12 protein-coding genes are annotated in these 14,906 nt (G+C 41.2%); 6 read left to right on the forward strand and 6 right to left on the reverse strand.

Going from position 1 to position 14,906, the window contains the following annotated elements:
- Window positions 1–149: antibiotic biosynthesis monooxygenase (locus BCU91_RS03780; protein WP_198590427.1), on the reverse strand; the 149-nt coding region annotated here is incomplete at its 3' end.
- Window positions 150–448: 299 nt separating this feature from the next.
- Here BCU91_RS03780 and BCU91_RS03785 point away from each other — a divergent pair.
- Together BCU91_RS03785 and BCU91_RS03790 are read left to right on the forward strand one after the other, a co-directional pair.
- Complete coding sequence (locus BCU91_RS03785) at window positions 449–1,477, forward strand: radical SAM protein (RefSeq protein ID WP_055023927.1); 1,029 nt, start codon at window positions 449–451, stop codon at window positions 1,475–1,477.
- Between the two features lie 17 nt (window positions 1,478–1,494).
- Window positions 1,495–2,052 (forward strand): DUF1349 domain-containing protein, encoded by a 558-nt coding sequence (locus BCU91_RS03790; RefSeq protein WP_198589518.1) that lies wholly within the window; start codon window positions 1,495–1,497, stop codon window positions 2,050–2,052.
- A gap of 185 nt (window positions 2,053–2,237) precedes the next feature.
- Here BCU91_RS03790 and BCU91_RS03795 read toward each other — a convergent pair whose 3' ends face one another.
- Window positions 2,238–3,203, reverse strand: a complete 966-nt coding sequence (locus BCU91_RS03795) for a helix-turn-helix domain-containing protein (protein ID WP_102530930.1) — start codon at window positions 3,201–3,203, stop codon at window positions 2,238–2,240.
- Between the two features lie 114 nt (window positions 3,204–3,317).
- Here BCU91_RS03795 and BCU91_RS03800 point away from each other — a divergent pair, with 114 nt between their 5' ends.
- Window positions 3,318–4,109: an MBL fold metallo-hydrolase gene (locus BCU91_RS03800; protein ID WP_102475385.1), complete on the forward strand. Its 792-nt coding sequence runs from the start codon at window positions 3,318–3,320 to the stop codon at window positions 4,107–4,109.
- Between the two features lie 168 nt (window positions 4,110–4,277).
- Here BCU91_RS03800 and phoR read toward each other — a convergent pair whose 3' ends face one another.
- From phoR to BCU91_RS03815, 3 genes are all read right to left on the reverse strand, one after another.
- Window positions 4,278–5,573: a phosphate regulon sensor histidine kinase PhoR gene (gene phoR, locus BCU91_RS03805; RefSeq protein WP_102530931.1), complete on the reverse strand. Its 1,296-nt coding sequence runs from the start codon at window positions 5,571–5,573 to the stop codon at window positions 4,278–4,280.
- Window positions 5,574–5,794: 221 nt separating this feature from the next.
- Window positions 5,795–6,484: a phosphate regulon transcriptional regulator PhoB gene (gene phoB / locus BCU91_RS03810; protein ID WP_102439538.1), complete on the reverse strand. Its 690-nt coding sequence runs from the start codon at window positions 6,482–6,484 to the stop codon at window positions 5,795–5,797.
- Between the two features lie 217 nt (window positions 6,485–6,701).
- Window positions 6,702–7,661 (reverse strand): porin, encoded by a 960-nt coding sequence (locus BCU91_RS03815; RefSeq protein WP_102439537.1) that lies wholly within the window; start codon window positions 7,659–7,661, stop codon window positions 6,702–6,704.
- 344 nt (window positions 7,662–8,005) lie between these two features.
- On the opposite strand from BCU91_RS03815, the gene rdgC reads away from it, so the two are divergent.
- On the forward strand, window positions 8,006–8,917 hold the full coding sequence (gene rdgC / locus BCU91_RS03820; RefSeq protein WP_102439550.1) for a recombination-associated protein RdgC: 912 nt from the start codon (window positions 8,006–8,008) through the stop codon (window positions 8,915–8,917).
- Window positions 8,918–9,046: 129 nt separating this feature from the next.
- On the opposite strand, the gene BCU91_RS03825 is transcribed toward rdgC, so the two are convergent.
- Window positions 9,047–10,852 carry a PDZ domain-containing protein gene (locus tag BCU91_RS03825; RefSeq protein WP_102530932.1) on the reverse strand — a complete coding sequence of 602 codons (1,806 nt, stop codon included), beginning with the start codon at window positions 10,850–10,852 and terminating at the stop codon, window positions 9,047–9,049.
- Window positions 10,853–11,005: 153 nt separating this feature from the next.
- On the opposite strand from BCU91_RS03825, the gene BCU91_RS03830 reads away from it, so the two are divergent.
- Together BCU91_RS03830 and BCU91_RS03835 are read left to right on the forward strand one after the other, a co-directional pair.
- Window positions 11,006–13,162 (forward strand): tetratricopeptide repeat protein, encoded by a 2,157-nt coding sequence (locus BCU91_RS03830; protein ID WP_102530933.1) that lies wholly within the window; start codon window positions 11,006–11,008, stop codon window positions 13,160–13,162.
- A gap of 163 nt (window positions 13,163–13,325) precedes the next feature.
- Window positions 13,326–14,882, forward strand: coding sequence for a GGDEF domain-containing protein (locus BCU91_RS03835; RefSeq protein ID WP_102439534.1), 1,557 nt, complete (start codon window positions 13,326–13,328; stop codon window positions 14,880–14,882).
- Window positions 14,883–14,906: the final 24 nt, after the last annotated feature.

Raw genomic sequence — 14,906 nt, forward strand, 5'->3', positions numbered from 1 at the left:
GCTGGGTTGTCGTTGTCTTGGTGGAGGTCATAGTTGATGCAACCGTCTTCGGCACGAGTGACGTCGATTAATTTCAACAGCTCTGCTTTTACCAGTTCGATTTTGTCTTCATTGGCTTTGATGTTTGCAACGATAGTTAGCTTAGTCATAGTGTGTTCCTTTGTATGGAGTTGAAGCAGCTGATGGTGTGCTGCGTTGTTGGTTTGGGCGTATATTACGGTGATTATTGCAAAGTAAAAACAGTCTAGAAATTGATTTATTATCAAATTTAGTTTGAGAATTGATTTTTAAGTCTGACCATAAAGAGGGAATTAGATCGCGTTGTGTGGTGATGTGCACGGTGTTTATCTATTTTTTTTTGATAATAATTCAAATAATACCGCGTTTTTACCGTGTAAAATTTGCCGTAGGATGGCCAAATCAATTTCAATTCATTGGATAAATAGCCATGTCACAGATACATTTTCAACAGGGCCCAATACGCCCACCATCAGAAGCAGACAGTTTGCTTATCAGAACCACACAAGGGTGCCCGTGGAATAAATGTAAGTTCTGCACCCTTTTTGAAGGCATGGAGTTCTCTATTCGTCCGGTTGAAGATATTAAGCGTGATATCTGGGCGGCGAGGGCGTTTTATAAAAACAGAACCTTTGATAGCTGTTTTTTGCAAGATGGCGACTCATTCGCCATGGAAACCCAAGACTTACTTGACGTGCTCAATACACTGAAAGAGGCTTTTCCGGAGCTTAAACAGATCAGCTCTTATGGCCGGGCGCAGACCATGACTAAAAAATCGCCAGCGGAGATGAAAGCAATCTGCGATGCTGGGCTAAACATGCTTTACTGCGGTATGGAGTCGGGATCTATCGAGGTTCTAAAACTGATGAAAAAGGGGATCACCCCGAAATCAATCTTGAAGTCAGCCGAATATGCCAAGCAAGCGGGTATGAAAATGATGACCTTCATTATCCTTGGCTTAGGTGGAAAAGAACTGTCAGAGCAACATATCGCAGCAACGGCCGAGCTACTGAATCAAATCAACCCAGACGAAATTCGCATACTCTCGCTGGCGGTTAAATCGGGAACTGAATTGGATGAGTTAGTACAAAACGGCCAATTTACACCACTAACAGAGCGAGAGATGCTTGAAGAACAATATCAGCTTATCAGCAAGCTAGACGGCATAACGGGTAATTATGGCAACTTCCATGGCATCAATGTATTGACGGAACTTAATGGACAATTACCACAAGATAAAGAGACATTTTTGCGCACCATTGAGCACTTTATGATGATGAGTGAAAACGACCAGAATAACTTTGTTTTAGGTCGCCGCATGCACTATTACGCCACACTGAGTGATATGCGAAATCAGCTTATGTATGACAGCGTACAAAAAGAACTAGACCGAATTAAGCTGCAAAATCTTGGCAATCTTGACGATATTTTCTATCAACTCCGCCAACGTATGATCTAATAGTAAGGAACAGCGCAATGATAAACAATCTAGATAATTGGACGATTCAAAATGAAAACCCAGAGCACTGGTCGTTTAAAAATGAAGTGCTTACAATGCAAGTTCAAGAGGGCAATATCTTTGGTGCTGGCGCTAATGATGTAAAAAACATCTTTATTTATCCGGTAGACAAGCCAGAATACAGCGCGGAGGTGACGATTAATCTAGATCCGAACCTCAGTTTCGAGCAGGCTGGACTAGGGATTTACTGGGACAATGATAACTATATAAAAATCAGTAAAGAGATGTTTATGGGTGCGCGATCGCTGGTGTTTGTTGTAGAACAAAATGGTCAGCCTGATATTAAACATCGCTTATTATTCGGTGAGTCGACAGTATCGGTAAAGCTTGAAAGAAGCGACACTAAAGTTCGCGCTTATTATCGAACGCAAGATAACGACACATGGCAGTCAATTATAAGCACTGCCGCACTATCAGGGCACGAGCAAGGCGTTATGCTTTACACCTTTAGCGGCAGAATCACTGTGCCCAACTTTGCTGAATTTAGTGAGTTTGAGCTAACTGATTTGAACTAATGTGCATCCCGCATAAGATGAACTGGCCTGCTCCATTAATAAAGATTGAGTGGGTTAGTTAAGTGACGTTGCCATACTTTTAATGATCCATGTGTTGCTGAATTAGCAATTTCGCTAAAACGGAATTGTCCAAAGGTATGCTGGCGGTAGCATGTAACGCAAAAATGCCCTCAATGAAATGAATTCTATTGCTTGAAAGTCGTGCGCCACTGAACCGGCGATACATGAAAAGCAGATTTAAAGTGCTTTCTAAATACACTGTCAGAGCCAAAACCCGCTTGCTCTGCAACTTGAGGTATCGGTAGTTTCGTGGTTTCTAATAGACGTTGGCTAAACACCAAACGTCGATTTTGCAGCCATTCACCAAATGTACAACCATAGGTGGATTTAAACTGGCGTGTAAAGGTACGTTTACTCATCGCACAGCGCTCAGCGAGTTCATCTAGTGAATGAGACTGATTGAGACTCTGCTCAACCTGCCCAATCACAAGGTTAATACTTGTCTCTGTGAGGGGTTTTATGTTGACTGGTGCTGGTATGTATTGTTGCTGCCCACCATTACGAGATGGTGCAGTCACCATCTTACGAGCGAGATCATTCGCAAGCTCACTACCACACAAACGGCGCACTATGTGCAGACAGCAATCGAGTGAAGCTGCTACTCCAGCAGAGGTGATGATAGTCTCATGTTCAACAAATAGAGGGTTTGGGTCAAAATTCACCTTAGGAAATTGCTGCTGAAATTGTTCGGTAAATGCCCAGTGGCTTGTGGCTCGTTTGCCATCGAGAACGCCAGCACACGCGAGAACATAAGAACCAAGGCAGAGCCCTACCAGCAACTTCCCTTTATCATGATGATCTATTAACGCCTCTAGAAGTCGCTCACTTGGCTCTGGCAGGTCATTTGGCCAGCTTGGAATAATTATAATATCGGCTTCTTGGGTAGCACTTAGATCGCTATCGACCACCACACCAAATCCAGAGCTTGTTTCAAACCGCAAGCTGTTTTCGCTACAGGTCCTCAAGTTAAACCGAACCGGCTGACCGAAAAAGATATCTTGAAACACCAGACAGGGCACAGAGAGATGAAAAGCACTGATGCCTTCGAAGGCTATCATAGTAATTTTAATTAACTCGCTTGATTTGTTCATGAGTGTCTCGATTTGCGCGAACGTTGACTTTCAAGACAGTATCATAAGAAGTCGGAAAGTAGCATACTAAATCGTATAGAGAACATGACTTCTTAGTGAGTTTAGAGAGGCATTATGAAGATCCACCACCTACGTAGCGCAACTTTTATCATTGAATCTGGCGAAACATTTATCCTTATTGATCCTATGTTGGGGAAAAAAGGCTCTATGCCTCCGTTTTCAGTCATTAAGGCTAAGGCCGCGAAAAATCCAACCGTTGAGATGCCAAGTAATGCCGATGAGCTACTAAACAAGGTTACTCATACCTTAATTACTCACAGTCAAACACTTGGTATCAAGGCATTACAACATGGAGATCACCTAGATCCGGCAGGTGAGACGTTTTTAACAAGTCGTAATATCCCAGTTGCGACACCAGCCAAAGATAAGGCTTACCTAGAAAAATACGACTTAACGGTAAATTGGGGAATTGAAGACTGGCAAACTATCGACTTTCTAGACGGAAAGCTCACCGCGGTTCCGGCTTTGCACGGCCATGGATGGATTCACAAGGTAATGGCTAATGGTGTTGGATTTTTCTTGGAGCTCCCCAATGAGCCTTCTATTTACATTAGCGGTGATACAGTTCTAACCGATGATGTAAAACGAGCGTTGACTGAGTTGAAACCTGATATCACAGTAGTCGCGGCAGGTCGTGCTCGTATGGACGTTGGTCAACCGTTATTGATGTCTATTGATGAGGTCATGGAGTTTATTCGCCTTTCCCCTAATAAGGTGGTTGCGAACCATATGGAGGCACTCAATCACTGTGCAGTGACTCGACCAATTCTTAAAGAAGCAATTGATAAAAACGGTTTGTCAGATAAAGTCCTTATTCCTGCTGATGGTGAGACCTTGGAGTTTTAGATACCTGAACTAATCCGATGACTCTCGATTTAAGTAAATAATCTAAATGATTTTTGTCCAAAAGCTTGTCAGAACCAGCAATTTACCAGCTATCACAACAAGTCACACAAACAAAAAAGCAGACATTGATGTCTGCTTTTTTAATGCTAAAAATTTAGGGGAAAGTCATTACCCCTTAATCACCAAATGTGCTGGAATAATAAAGCTAAAACAACTGCCCTTTTCTAACTCACTGGTAATGTGCAACTCACTGTAATGATGATTAAGCGCATGCTTTACAATCGCTAGCCCTAAACCACTACCACCAGTTTTACTGGAGCGGGCATTATCAACCCGATAAAAACGTTCGGTTAAGCGGCTTATATGATGTGGCGCTATCCCAAGGCCGGTATCGGTTACGCTAAATTTAGCGCCGCTTGGGACTAACTCCCAGCGAATGGTAATTTTGCCGCCTGGCTCTGTGTAACGAATCGCATTTGAAATCAAGTTAGTACAGGCGCTTCGCAATTGCACTTCGTTACCGTGACAATTTAAATTATCCTCACAAATGAACTCAAGCTGGTATTGATCCATTGCCAATGCCGAGGCTTCATCTTTTAAAATATCCAACATGACCTGCATATTGATGGTTTTTTCTAAATCAATATCAGCCCCATCTTCAATACGCGATAACACTAATAACTGCTCCACCATTGATTGCATTCGCCTAGTTTGCTGCTGCATCAATTTAAGTGGCTTATGGTTCATGCTGTCAGGCTCTTCCATGCTTTGCATGATCTCAAGATAACCTTGCAGTACGGTAAGCGGGGTTTTTAGCTCATGGGATACATTAGCAACAAACTCTTTGCGCATACCCTCTAACTGATTAATGCGGGTAATATCACGGGCAATCAGTAGCATCTGTCTGTCGCCATAGCTCATTAAGCGTATTTCTAATAAGCGTTGATCCGATAGTGGTGAGGGTAGCTCTAATGGCTCGTTAAATTTACCAGACTTAAGGTAGGCCGAAAAATCAGGATGACGGATGAGGTTATCAATGCGTTGACCGCTATCTTGGGGCCAAACAAAACCCAGCAGCAGTTGCCCCAGTTTGTTACACCATAAAATATTGAGTTCAGAATCAAGTACGACCGCAGCATCTGGTAAGGCTTCAGCACCTTGCCTAAAGCGGCCTAAAATTGACGCTAACTGGCCAACTCGGCGACGATTTTTACCTTGCAGGCGGTATATGCCATTGAAAATACCTTCCCAACTGCCAGTGCCTTGAGGTGGAGTGAGTTTGCGGTCTTTCCAAAGCCAGTAATTTAAGCGGGTAATTTGGCGGTAATGCCAGCCTAAAAGGGCAATACAACCGACAATAATACTCATATAAACTTGATTGATGATCATGCCTATGATGGCAAAAATCAACAAGATCCCCACAAGGCGAAGGAGAAGTCTGGACCCTGAGTAAGCTCGAAACATAAGCGGCCTAATTATGATGGTAAAAAATCTTAAGCAGATTTTTTACCGTATTGTCGGTCGAAAAATAATGGTTCACAAGATAACTTAAAACCATGTTACTGACTATAGCCAAGCCGTTGAATTACACTTAAATTACTGTAAATAAATAACAATATTTACATTTACCTAAACAACAAAAGTGAAATACAACAGTATATTAGGCTTTGGCTGATAGTGAGTAATTACATTCTGGTTGAAAAACGATATCCCGCACCGCGAACGGTTTGAATCAGTTTATCATGGCCTGAGTCTTCAACGGCTTTGCGTAAGCGGCGTATATGGACATCGACAGTGCGATCTTCAACATAGACGTTGGTGCCCCACACATTGTCTAATAGCTGTTCACGGCTATAGACACGTTCAGGGTGAGTCATGAAAAAGTGCAGTAACCTAAACTCGGTTGGGCCCATTTCTAGCACTGACTCACCAACAGAGACACGATGGCTTACCGGATCTAATTGTAACCCTTGCACATCGATAAGCTCTTCAAGTCGTGTTGGCGCACTACGGCGTAACACAGCCTTAATACGTGCCACTAACTCTTTTGGTGAAAACGGTTTAGTAATGTAATCATCTGCACCGACTTCTAATCCCTTAACCTTATCTTCTTCTTCACCGCGAGCGGTTAACATGATGATAGGAATTTGACGAGTAAACTCATCTTGCTTTAAACGCTTAGCTAATTGTATTCCACTTCCACCTGGGAACATCCAGTCTAATAAAATCAGATCTGGATAAGGTTCTTGCAGTAGGTCTATTGCTGAATCAAAATCTTCAGCAGCCGTTGTAGTAAAGCCGTGTTGTTCCATAACAAATGTCAGCATTTCTCGAATGGCTGACTCATCTTCTACAATTAAAATCTTAGCTGTCATAATATTATCTGTGAGTAGTTTGCCGCGTTAGTATTATTGGTCAGTTTTATTACAGAAATATGATCTCAAGGCCCTAAATGGAATTAAAATCATATTTTTGTCATAAATCTATCACGCTACGCCATAATTAATGTATTGAAAAACACAAAGGAGGCGATATGCCTCCTTTGTTATGTATCACACATTTTCGGTTAAACCGCTTTTAATAAAGCGATACTTAGAACTTGTGTTCGATACCTACAGCAAAGTAACTTTCGTCGATTGAGATATCCATATCATTACCATCTGCATCTTCCACTGTACCCATTGAAGTACGGTCAGTGTAGAAAGCAAATAACTTCGTTGGCTTACCTAGTGAGTAATCTGCGCCAATTGACCATGAATCGCCTTTATCTTCCATGTCTTGGTATTGGGCTTTTAGGGTCACGCTGTCAATTTTATAAGCAGCGCTGAGTAAGTAGCCATCTTTGCTATCACCGCTATCGACTTTTTCTTCTTGTTGGTACATACCGCCAAGTACAAAACCTGCGACTTTACCTTGTACTGTACCACGAACAATATCATAACCTGCAACTTCAGCATCATAGGCAACCGATGCATAAATTGGGGTTTTCTTCAGCCCTGAGTCACCGTACATTGCAGCGATACTGAAACCATCCTCATCTGCTTGCTTACTGTCACCTGATGCAGCGTAAGTCACGCCCGCTTGGAAGTCACCAAACTTAGGCGTTAAGTAAGTTGCGGTTTCTGCTATACGGTTTTCACCAGCAAATAAGTTTTTCAAATCGCCTGAGTAATCACCAAACTGGTCGACTTTGCCCTGCGACTTTTTCAGCATAGTGTCGTTACGGCCCACCGCGAATGAACCAAAGTCGCCTTTTAGGCCAACAAACTGATTACGGGCTTTGAAGTTGTTTGAGCTGTCTGAGTCAGTTGCCACTTCATATTCGATAGTATAAAACGCTTCTAAAGAACTATTTAATTCGAAAGCGCCTTTCACACCAAATCGTGATGCATTGCTTTGCACTCGTGTTTCTGAACCTGAACCGTCATCATTTGATTGAATTGAAACATTGAGCTTACCGTAAATTTCAAGTGGCTCTGCCGCTTGAGCGGTTGAAAGCGTGGCAGCAGCAATAGCAGAAGCAACTAGCGTTTTATAAAAAGTGTTCATCATTTCATCCTTTAGACTTAATAGTTGGTGTTTTACACCTTTTTCTGTGCAGCTAATCAGTTGGAACGAGCAGAAACCTGCTACCTAATAGCTTGGGAACGAGGCGAATATTGCACACCTTTTGTTGCAGAAATATTTCAAAACAGGACTTTTATTTAGAACAAACTAATTCAATTACAAAACAAGATAATCAACACGCTGAAAAGTAAAGAAAATATCAATTAAAAGTGATTTATGACAATTTGATGAATTCTGCCATAGCGACAATCATGCAGATTGGGAATGATGGTTTACCCCAGCGCCACGATACCGTAAACTGCATTTTTAATTTTCGAAGAGTGTCTTTCATGTGGTTTAAAAATCTCACCCTATATCGTTTTAATAAGCCTTTCAGTACCGATACAGAGGCACTTGAAACAGCATTAGCTGACTTCACCTTTTCGCCATGCTCAAGCCAAGACATCAGTAAGTTTGGCTTTTCAAATGCATTGGGCAAAAAAGGCCAAGCGTTAGTTCACAGCGCTGAAAACCGTCATTTAATTTGTGTCACTAAAGAAGAAAAGATCCTGCCTGGCCAAGTGATCAAAGAAGCGCTTGATGAAAAAGTAGCGTTAATAGAAGATCAAGAAAGCCGCAAAGTGACCAAGAAAGAAAAAGATGCGATGAAAGAAGAAATAACCATGACGCTATTGCCTCGTGCTTTTTCTCGTCGTAGTCAAACCCATGCGTTAATCATGCCTGAGTTAGAAATGATTTTAGTGGACAGCTCAAGCGCCACTAAAGCTGAAGAATTATTAGCTTTATTACGCAAAGCCTTAGGCAGCCTACCGGTTGTGCCGCTGCACTTTACTACGCCAGTTGAAACCACGTTAACCGAATGGTTAAGAAACGGCGCATCACCACAACCTTTTGAAATGCAAGATGAAGCTGAGCTTAAGTCTGATTCAGATGAAGGCGGCATTGTGCGCTTTAAGCAGCAAGTACTGCAAGAAGATGAAGTATTAGCCCATTTAGCGACCGGCAAACAAGTACATAAACTGTCATTGCATTTTGCTAAGTCGATTGCGTTTTTATTACAGTCTGATGCCAGCGTTAAGCGCCTTAAGTTTTCTGAAGAATTTAGAGCTGCTACCGATGATGTGGGCACAGAAGATCCCTTGGCGAAACTGGATGCCGATTTTGCATTAATGGGCGGCGAGCTAGTCGCATTTATTAATGCGATGAAGCAGGCATTAGGGCCTATTGAAGAAAATATCTAAATTTGTAACTTCACTTTAGTGGTTTAATCAAATTTAAAAGCCCAACAGAATTTATTTCTATTGGGCTTTTTTGTAGCAACTTTCTATGCTTTTAATCAAAAAATTGATTAAAACTATTAATTTACTAGCTTATTTAGCAAACTCACCTTGCTCATCAAATGGCCAGTCAATGCCTAACCAAGCTTTAAGAAAGGCCTTTTGTGCAGCCGTTGGTGAATCAACACCGATTATGGCTAGCTCACCTTTAGGTTGCTCATCTAAGGTTAACTCAAGCTGCTTTAAGGTGTCGTTATTAAACAGGCTTACGTTAATGGTGTCTTGCGGGCTGAAATCTTCTAAGCGCTTTTTAAAGCCCGCGGCAGTGACTTTTAAACCGTTAATGGCTACCACTTCATCGCCAGCAACAATACCCGCCAACCATGCAGGGCTGTTACGGCTGACATGGGATAGTGTTAAATCATCATGCTGACCCGATAACGTCATACCGCTGTAAACAGTCGACTTTGGCTCTTTGCCATAGGATATCGCTAAACCCGCTTGTGCCAGTAAGGTATCAAAATCTAAGCTGAATGGCTGGGTAATATGCTGCTGCCACCAAGGCTGATAATCTTTACCTGCCAGCGTCTTTAAAATACCTTTTACATCATCAACGCTATAGCCTTTAGGCAGTTTATGGTCACGGTATAATTGACGATGAACATCACGATACGAATGCGCTAACTGGGTGTCTTTCAATAAATTAAAATCCAGTGACAACGACGCCAAGTAGCCTTCAGAATAGATATTGACCCCATGGTTAATGGCATAATCACCGCCAGTATTGGTCCACTCATTTAAACTGGCTTGCGCAACCGATTGTATTTCACGACCCGGTTTATGCAGGTTGTTATTTATCCGTTTGGCTAAATCGGCAAAAAACTCTTTCGGGGTAATGACATCGGCTCGCAATAATAACTGATTTTGAAAATAACTGGTTGAGCCTTCAGCCATCCATAATAACTCTGTCATGCTGGCATTTTGGTAATCATAAGGCACTAGGCCCTGTGGGCGATAAGCTTTGACATTCCAAGTATGGATAAACTCGTGAGATGCTGTGCTGATAAAGCGCAGGTAATCTTTACGTTCTCTAAAGTTAAAGCGTGGCAATTGAATAATGGTTGAATTTAAATGCTCAGTGGCGCCTCGTGCGCCACTGGTGGCATGCACCATATACACATAACGCTCAAACGGGTAGTCATCCCAAATCACCTCAGCTTGGCTGCTGATTTTGGTTAAATCTGTAACGATTTGCTGAGCATCGTAATTACCTTCACCCCAAAAAACCAGTTCATATTCACGACCGTCAGCTGTAAAGCGATAATGGGCGTTTTCACCGGTTTCAATTGGCGAGTCAATTAACACATCATAGTTATCAGCAATAAATGAATGGGCTTTGCTGCCCTGTGCCATACCTGAATAACTGTTCCAGCCTTGGGGCACATTCATTGAAACCAACACATTGTCATCACGAAACTCTGGGCTATACATAAACACCCCACTGGCATCGATATAAGCATGTGAGCTATCAATATGACGCACTCGAGTACCTAAATCATTGGCATACAACTGATAGCTGACATTAACTGCAGTCGGTTTTGACAAATTCACTTGCCATTCCCCCGTCTCAGTACGCTGCCATGGTAACACTTGGCCCTGTTCATCTGTTGCTGTAAATGAGCGAACCCCATCAGCTAACGGCAGCACTGCATATTTTCCCGTACGCCAAACGGGTAAATTGACCGTTAAATTCTCAGCTGAAGATGTAGGGAAACTAACATTCACTTGGGCTAAATGGTGCTGTGGCTGAGTCAAATCGATTTGGTAACTAACTTGGGCAAGGCTGCTGGCGCTAAAAAGTAAGCTGGCAGATAAAATAGTCAATTTTTTGGCTTTCACTCTCGATTCCTTCTGTTATTATTCTTGTTATGTTTTTAAGGACTTGTAATTAAATTTCTTCCCTTAAGGCGCGCAGTATAACAAGTACAGTGAGTTCACTCACCTAGTAACAATAAAAGCTTACAAAAATTATAATAAGGTTGCTCATTCTTCATGCGAAAACTCATCAGTGGTTTACTCAGCTTAATATTACTGTCGGCCTTTCCTGTTGTTGCGGATACCTTTATCGAAGCTGAAATTGAGTTTAATGAACGCCCAGTTCAGTTGTTTGAGCAACTGCAGAAAAAAACCAACTTCCCATTATCATTTAACAACCGCCAGCAATTTGAACAACTGGCTGAAGAGTTAAAATACCAACCTAAGCAATTACAAAGAGATTTAGCGACCCTAGCAAGATTATATTTACAATCAACCATCACAGCCCCTAATGAAGTCAGTCATGCCCGCTTATTAACCAGGCAACTTGAATCAATCGCTATTAGCCCGCTAGATGAAGCAAAAATTTTACTCTTAGAAGGAAGAATAAGAGGAAGAGAGGATCAGCAATATCAGCAAAGTATCATTCTGTTCAAAGAGGCATTAAACAAAATAGCCTCACTCAACGACAGCGAAGCCATGACCTTTAAATTTGTGTTACAAGGTTATTTAAGCATCATGAATAGCTTGCTAAAACAAGATACCCAAGCCATGTATCACTACAAACAGTATCGTGACCTTGCCTACCAAATGCGGGTGGATTATTTCATTGCCCAAGCTGAAACCGCTTTAGGTAAGTTCTATGTTAATAAGCAGCAACTGGCGAAGGCATTACAGCACTATAACGAAGCATTTCGTATTACCAGTCGATTAGACACCCCAGTGCTACATGCACACACTCAATTTCAGTTATCACGATTATATCGAGATCTAGGCCAATGGGATGAAGCCCTAAAAAATGCCAACAATGCCGCCATTAGTTTTCAGCAGCTAGGACAACAAGCCTTCCAATCAAAGGCCCTGACAGTCATAGCCATGGTTTATGGCATGCAAAAACAATGGAATAAAGCTATTGATTACTACCTTAATGCCCAACAAATTGATCAACAAAATGGTCATCTCATTGGTCAAGCCCTTAACTTTCATAATATCGGCGAAGCCTACTTTTATTTAGATGATTATCAGTCATCCCTCAATTACTTGACCATGGCCAATGAAATTTTTAAAGCCAGAAAGGTATTACACTACTTAGTGTATAACGAGTTATTGTTTGCTCAGGTAAGCTCAAAACAGCAGCAATGGCAGCAAACCATTACACATGCTGAGGCAGCGCTAGAGATAGCAGAATCAAAACAACTGATTGATGCCCAAAAAGAAGCCTTAGAATACCTTTCCGTTGCTTATCGTAAAGTGGATGACATTTCCTCTACCCTTGAGGTAATGGATAAAATGGTTGCCATTAGCCAAAGTGAACAAGATTCACCAGTCAATGACATGGTTCATTCAAGCTTAAACGAAGAAAAATTCAAATTAGAAATTAGAAATTTACAGCAAAAACTCACTCACTACATGGGTGATAACAAGGACCAGCAAAAGGCTATTATAATCCTGTTTGCGGTGATATTTATCTTTGCCTTTTTATGGTTTGTCAGCCTAAAAAAATTAAATCGTGCCAAACAAACCTGCCAAACCTTACGACAGTTATCCGTACAAGAACCACTGACACAACTGAATGGTTACCAGGCCTTAATTAATTTACTTTCAAGTGCCCGTTCACCCAAAACGCTGGCTTTAGTGAATATACGCGCCCTGGCTGATATTGATATTGATCTGGGTTTATCTGAATATAAGGCGATTACAGTATCCCTTAGTAAACAATTAGAACTGGATTTACATTGTGAAGTGTTCATCATCAAGCCGGGTGAATTTGGCTTATGTTTCTCAGACGAGTTATCAGCCCAGCAAACATTAACCAACTTACAAGCACAGCTAGCTGCAATCACCATTGCCAATAAAAGCAATATACCTAATTTTTCAGATATTAGTGAGCAGCCATTACACGCCATTATGGGCCACGTTAACTTGCCATTACTGGCCAATCCGGATGTAAGATTAACGGCACAATTACAATATGAAACGGTGCAATATGCCCTCGCGGCGGCAAAAAGCCTCAATGAGGATCAAACCTATGTCAGTATTCGCAGCTTAAATTTTGCCCCTGCGGCGATATTTTTTAAACCCTTGTATTTAAATTTAACCCATGCACTGCAAAGAGGCATAATTAGGGCTGAAACAAATCGTCAAGCTGCCGATATTAAGTGGCCAACCGGTTGAGTTAACAACTCACGTGATTTACGCTCAAATAACACACAAGTCAATGATATATATCAAAAAAGCAAACAAAAATTGTGTGTAAACAAGTAATTAGTGGTATTGTTATCCAATATAGTTAATTGGACTAATAACAAATTTATTTTTCTCAAAGAAGGCTTACAGCATGCAAGACTCTTCAGCAGCGGTGTCACAAGTTTCATTATTAAAACAAAAGCTCAACGCCGCTAAATTAGCTATCGAAGAAATTCATGATGATCGTAGTGAAAAATTACGCACCTTAATTCAATTTTTAGGACACTTAAGCTTAGCGTGCAAGGGCCAAAATCTTGAATTAGATAATCGCCTTGCCAAACTGAGACATCATTTACAGGGTTTTGAGCAAATAGATGAAGCCTTGCCTGAATTGGTGGGTATTGAGCGGTTATTAAAGGCACAATATAGCCAAACAATGACTAGCCTTGAAGAGAGTCGCAACAGCCTGTCCCGGGTGATCAGCCAGATTCAGCGGGTTGATTCTGCCCCTGATGAAATCAAAAAAGAAATTAATTACTTTAAAAAAGATCTTAATAAGCCGATCCATACCATTTGGGAATATATTCCTAAGGTGGAACAAGTTATCGGCTTTTACGAGCAAATTCTTCAGCAAAAGTTTGCCAATGCTGATGACCATGTCATTTTGCCTCAACACTTAATTTTAGCAAAAGAGTTAGCCCAAAAAATATCTGAGATAGAATTCAGAAAAGAGCAACGTGATCAAATTCTGGTCATGAAAGAAGTGCTTATGGGTGATATTAAACTCAATACTTTACTTGAGTCATATCAAACAATACTGAGCTTTTTACTGAATAACATTGCCCGAGAAAAAACCGCCTCTCAGGATTTTCTGTATACCTTAAATGATGCGATTAGCATAGTTCGTGATGTGGTCAATAATACTGCAAACAATAACGAGCGTTCACAACAAATTAAAACTCAGCTTAATAAAGAAATTAACCTGCGGGTTGATAATGCTGACGGTATTGTCGATGACGTCGATGATATCATCGCGCTAAAAACTGAGCTGACCGTCCAACTTGCTTCATTACGAGATGCATTAAACCGTAAAGAAGCCCTTGAAACTCGTGAGCAATCACTGCTACGTAAATCCGTTGAGTCGATGAAAAAAGAGCTAAGCTCTATTACTAAAGAAGCCAACAGCTACAAAGAAAAACTGTTTGAGCATCAAAAACTCAACCTATTAGACCCATTAACCCAACTGCCAAATCGTGCTGCATTAGAAGATAGAATGGAGCAAGAGTATAGAAACCATAAACGCTTTAATAGTCCATTATGGGTGGCGGTAACTGATATTGATTACTTTAAGACAGTCAATGACAGTTTTGGTCATAGTACCGGTGATAAAACCCTGCAAGTCATTTCCATGGCGCTAAAAAACTCCCTTAGAGAAAGTGAGTTTGTTGCCCGTTATGGCGGCGAAGAATTTGTTTTATTGCTACCAGATGTCAATGAAGAGCATATTGGTCTATTGTTAAATCGGGTCAAAGATAAAATTAAGAATATTCCATTTAAGTTTAAAAATCAGAGAATTACTGTGACATTATCCATAGGTGCAGCTCAGGTCATGGAAAACGAACGTATCGAAGAAACCTTTGAACGTGCTGATGCTGCACTTTATAAAGCCAAAAATAATGGTCGAGATAGAGTTGTAATCGATATCTAGTATCTACTGCAACTCTACCAAGGA

Origin of the sequence: Shewanella sp. 10N.286.52.B9 (assembly GCF_002873635.1) — a bacterium.
In the GTDB taxonomy this organism is placed as follows: domain Bacteria; phylum Pseudomonadota; class Gammaproteobacteria; order Enterobacterales; family Shewanellaceae; genus Shewanella.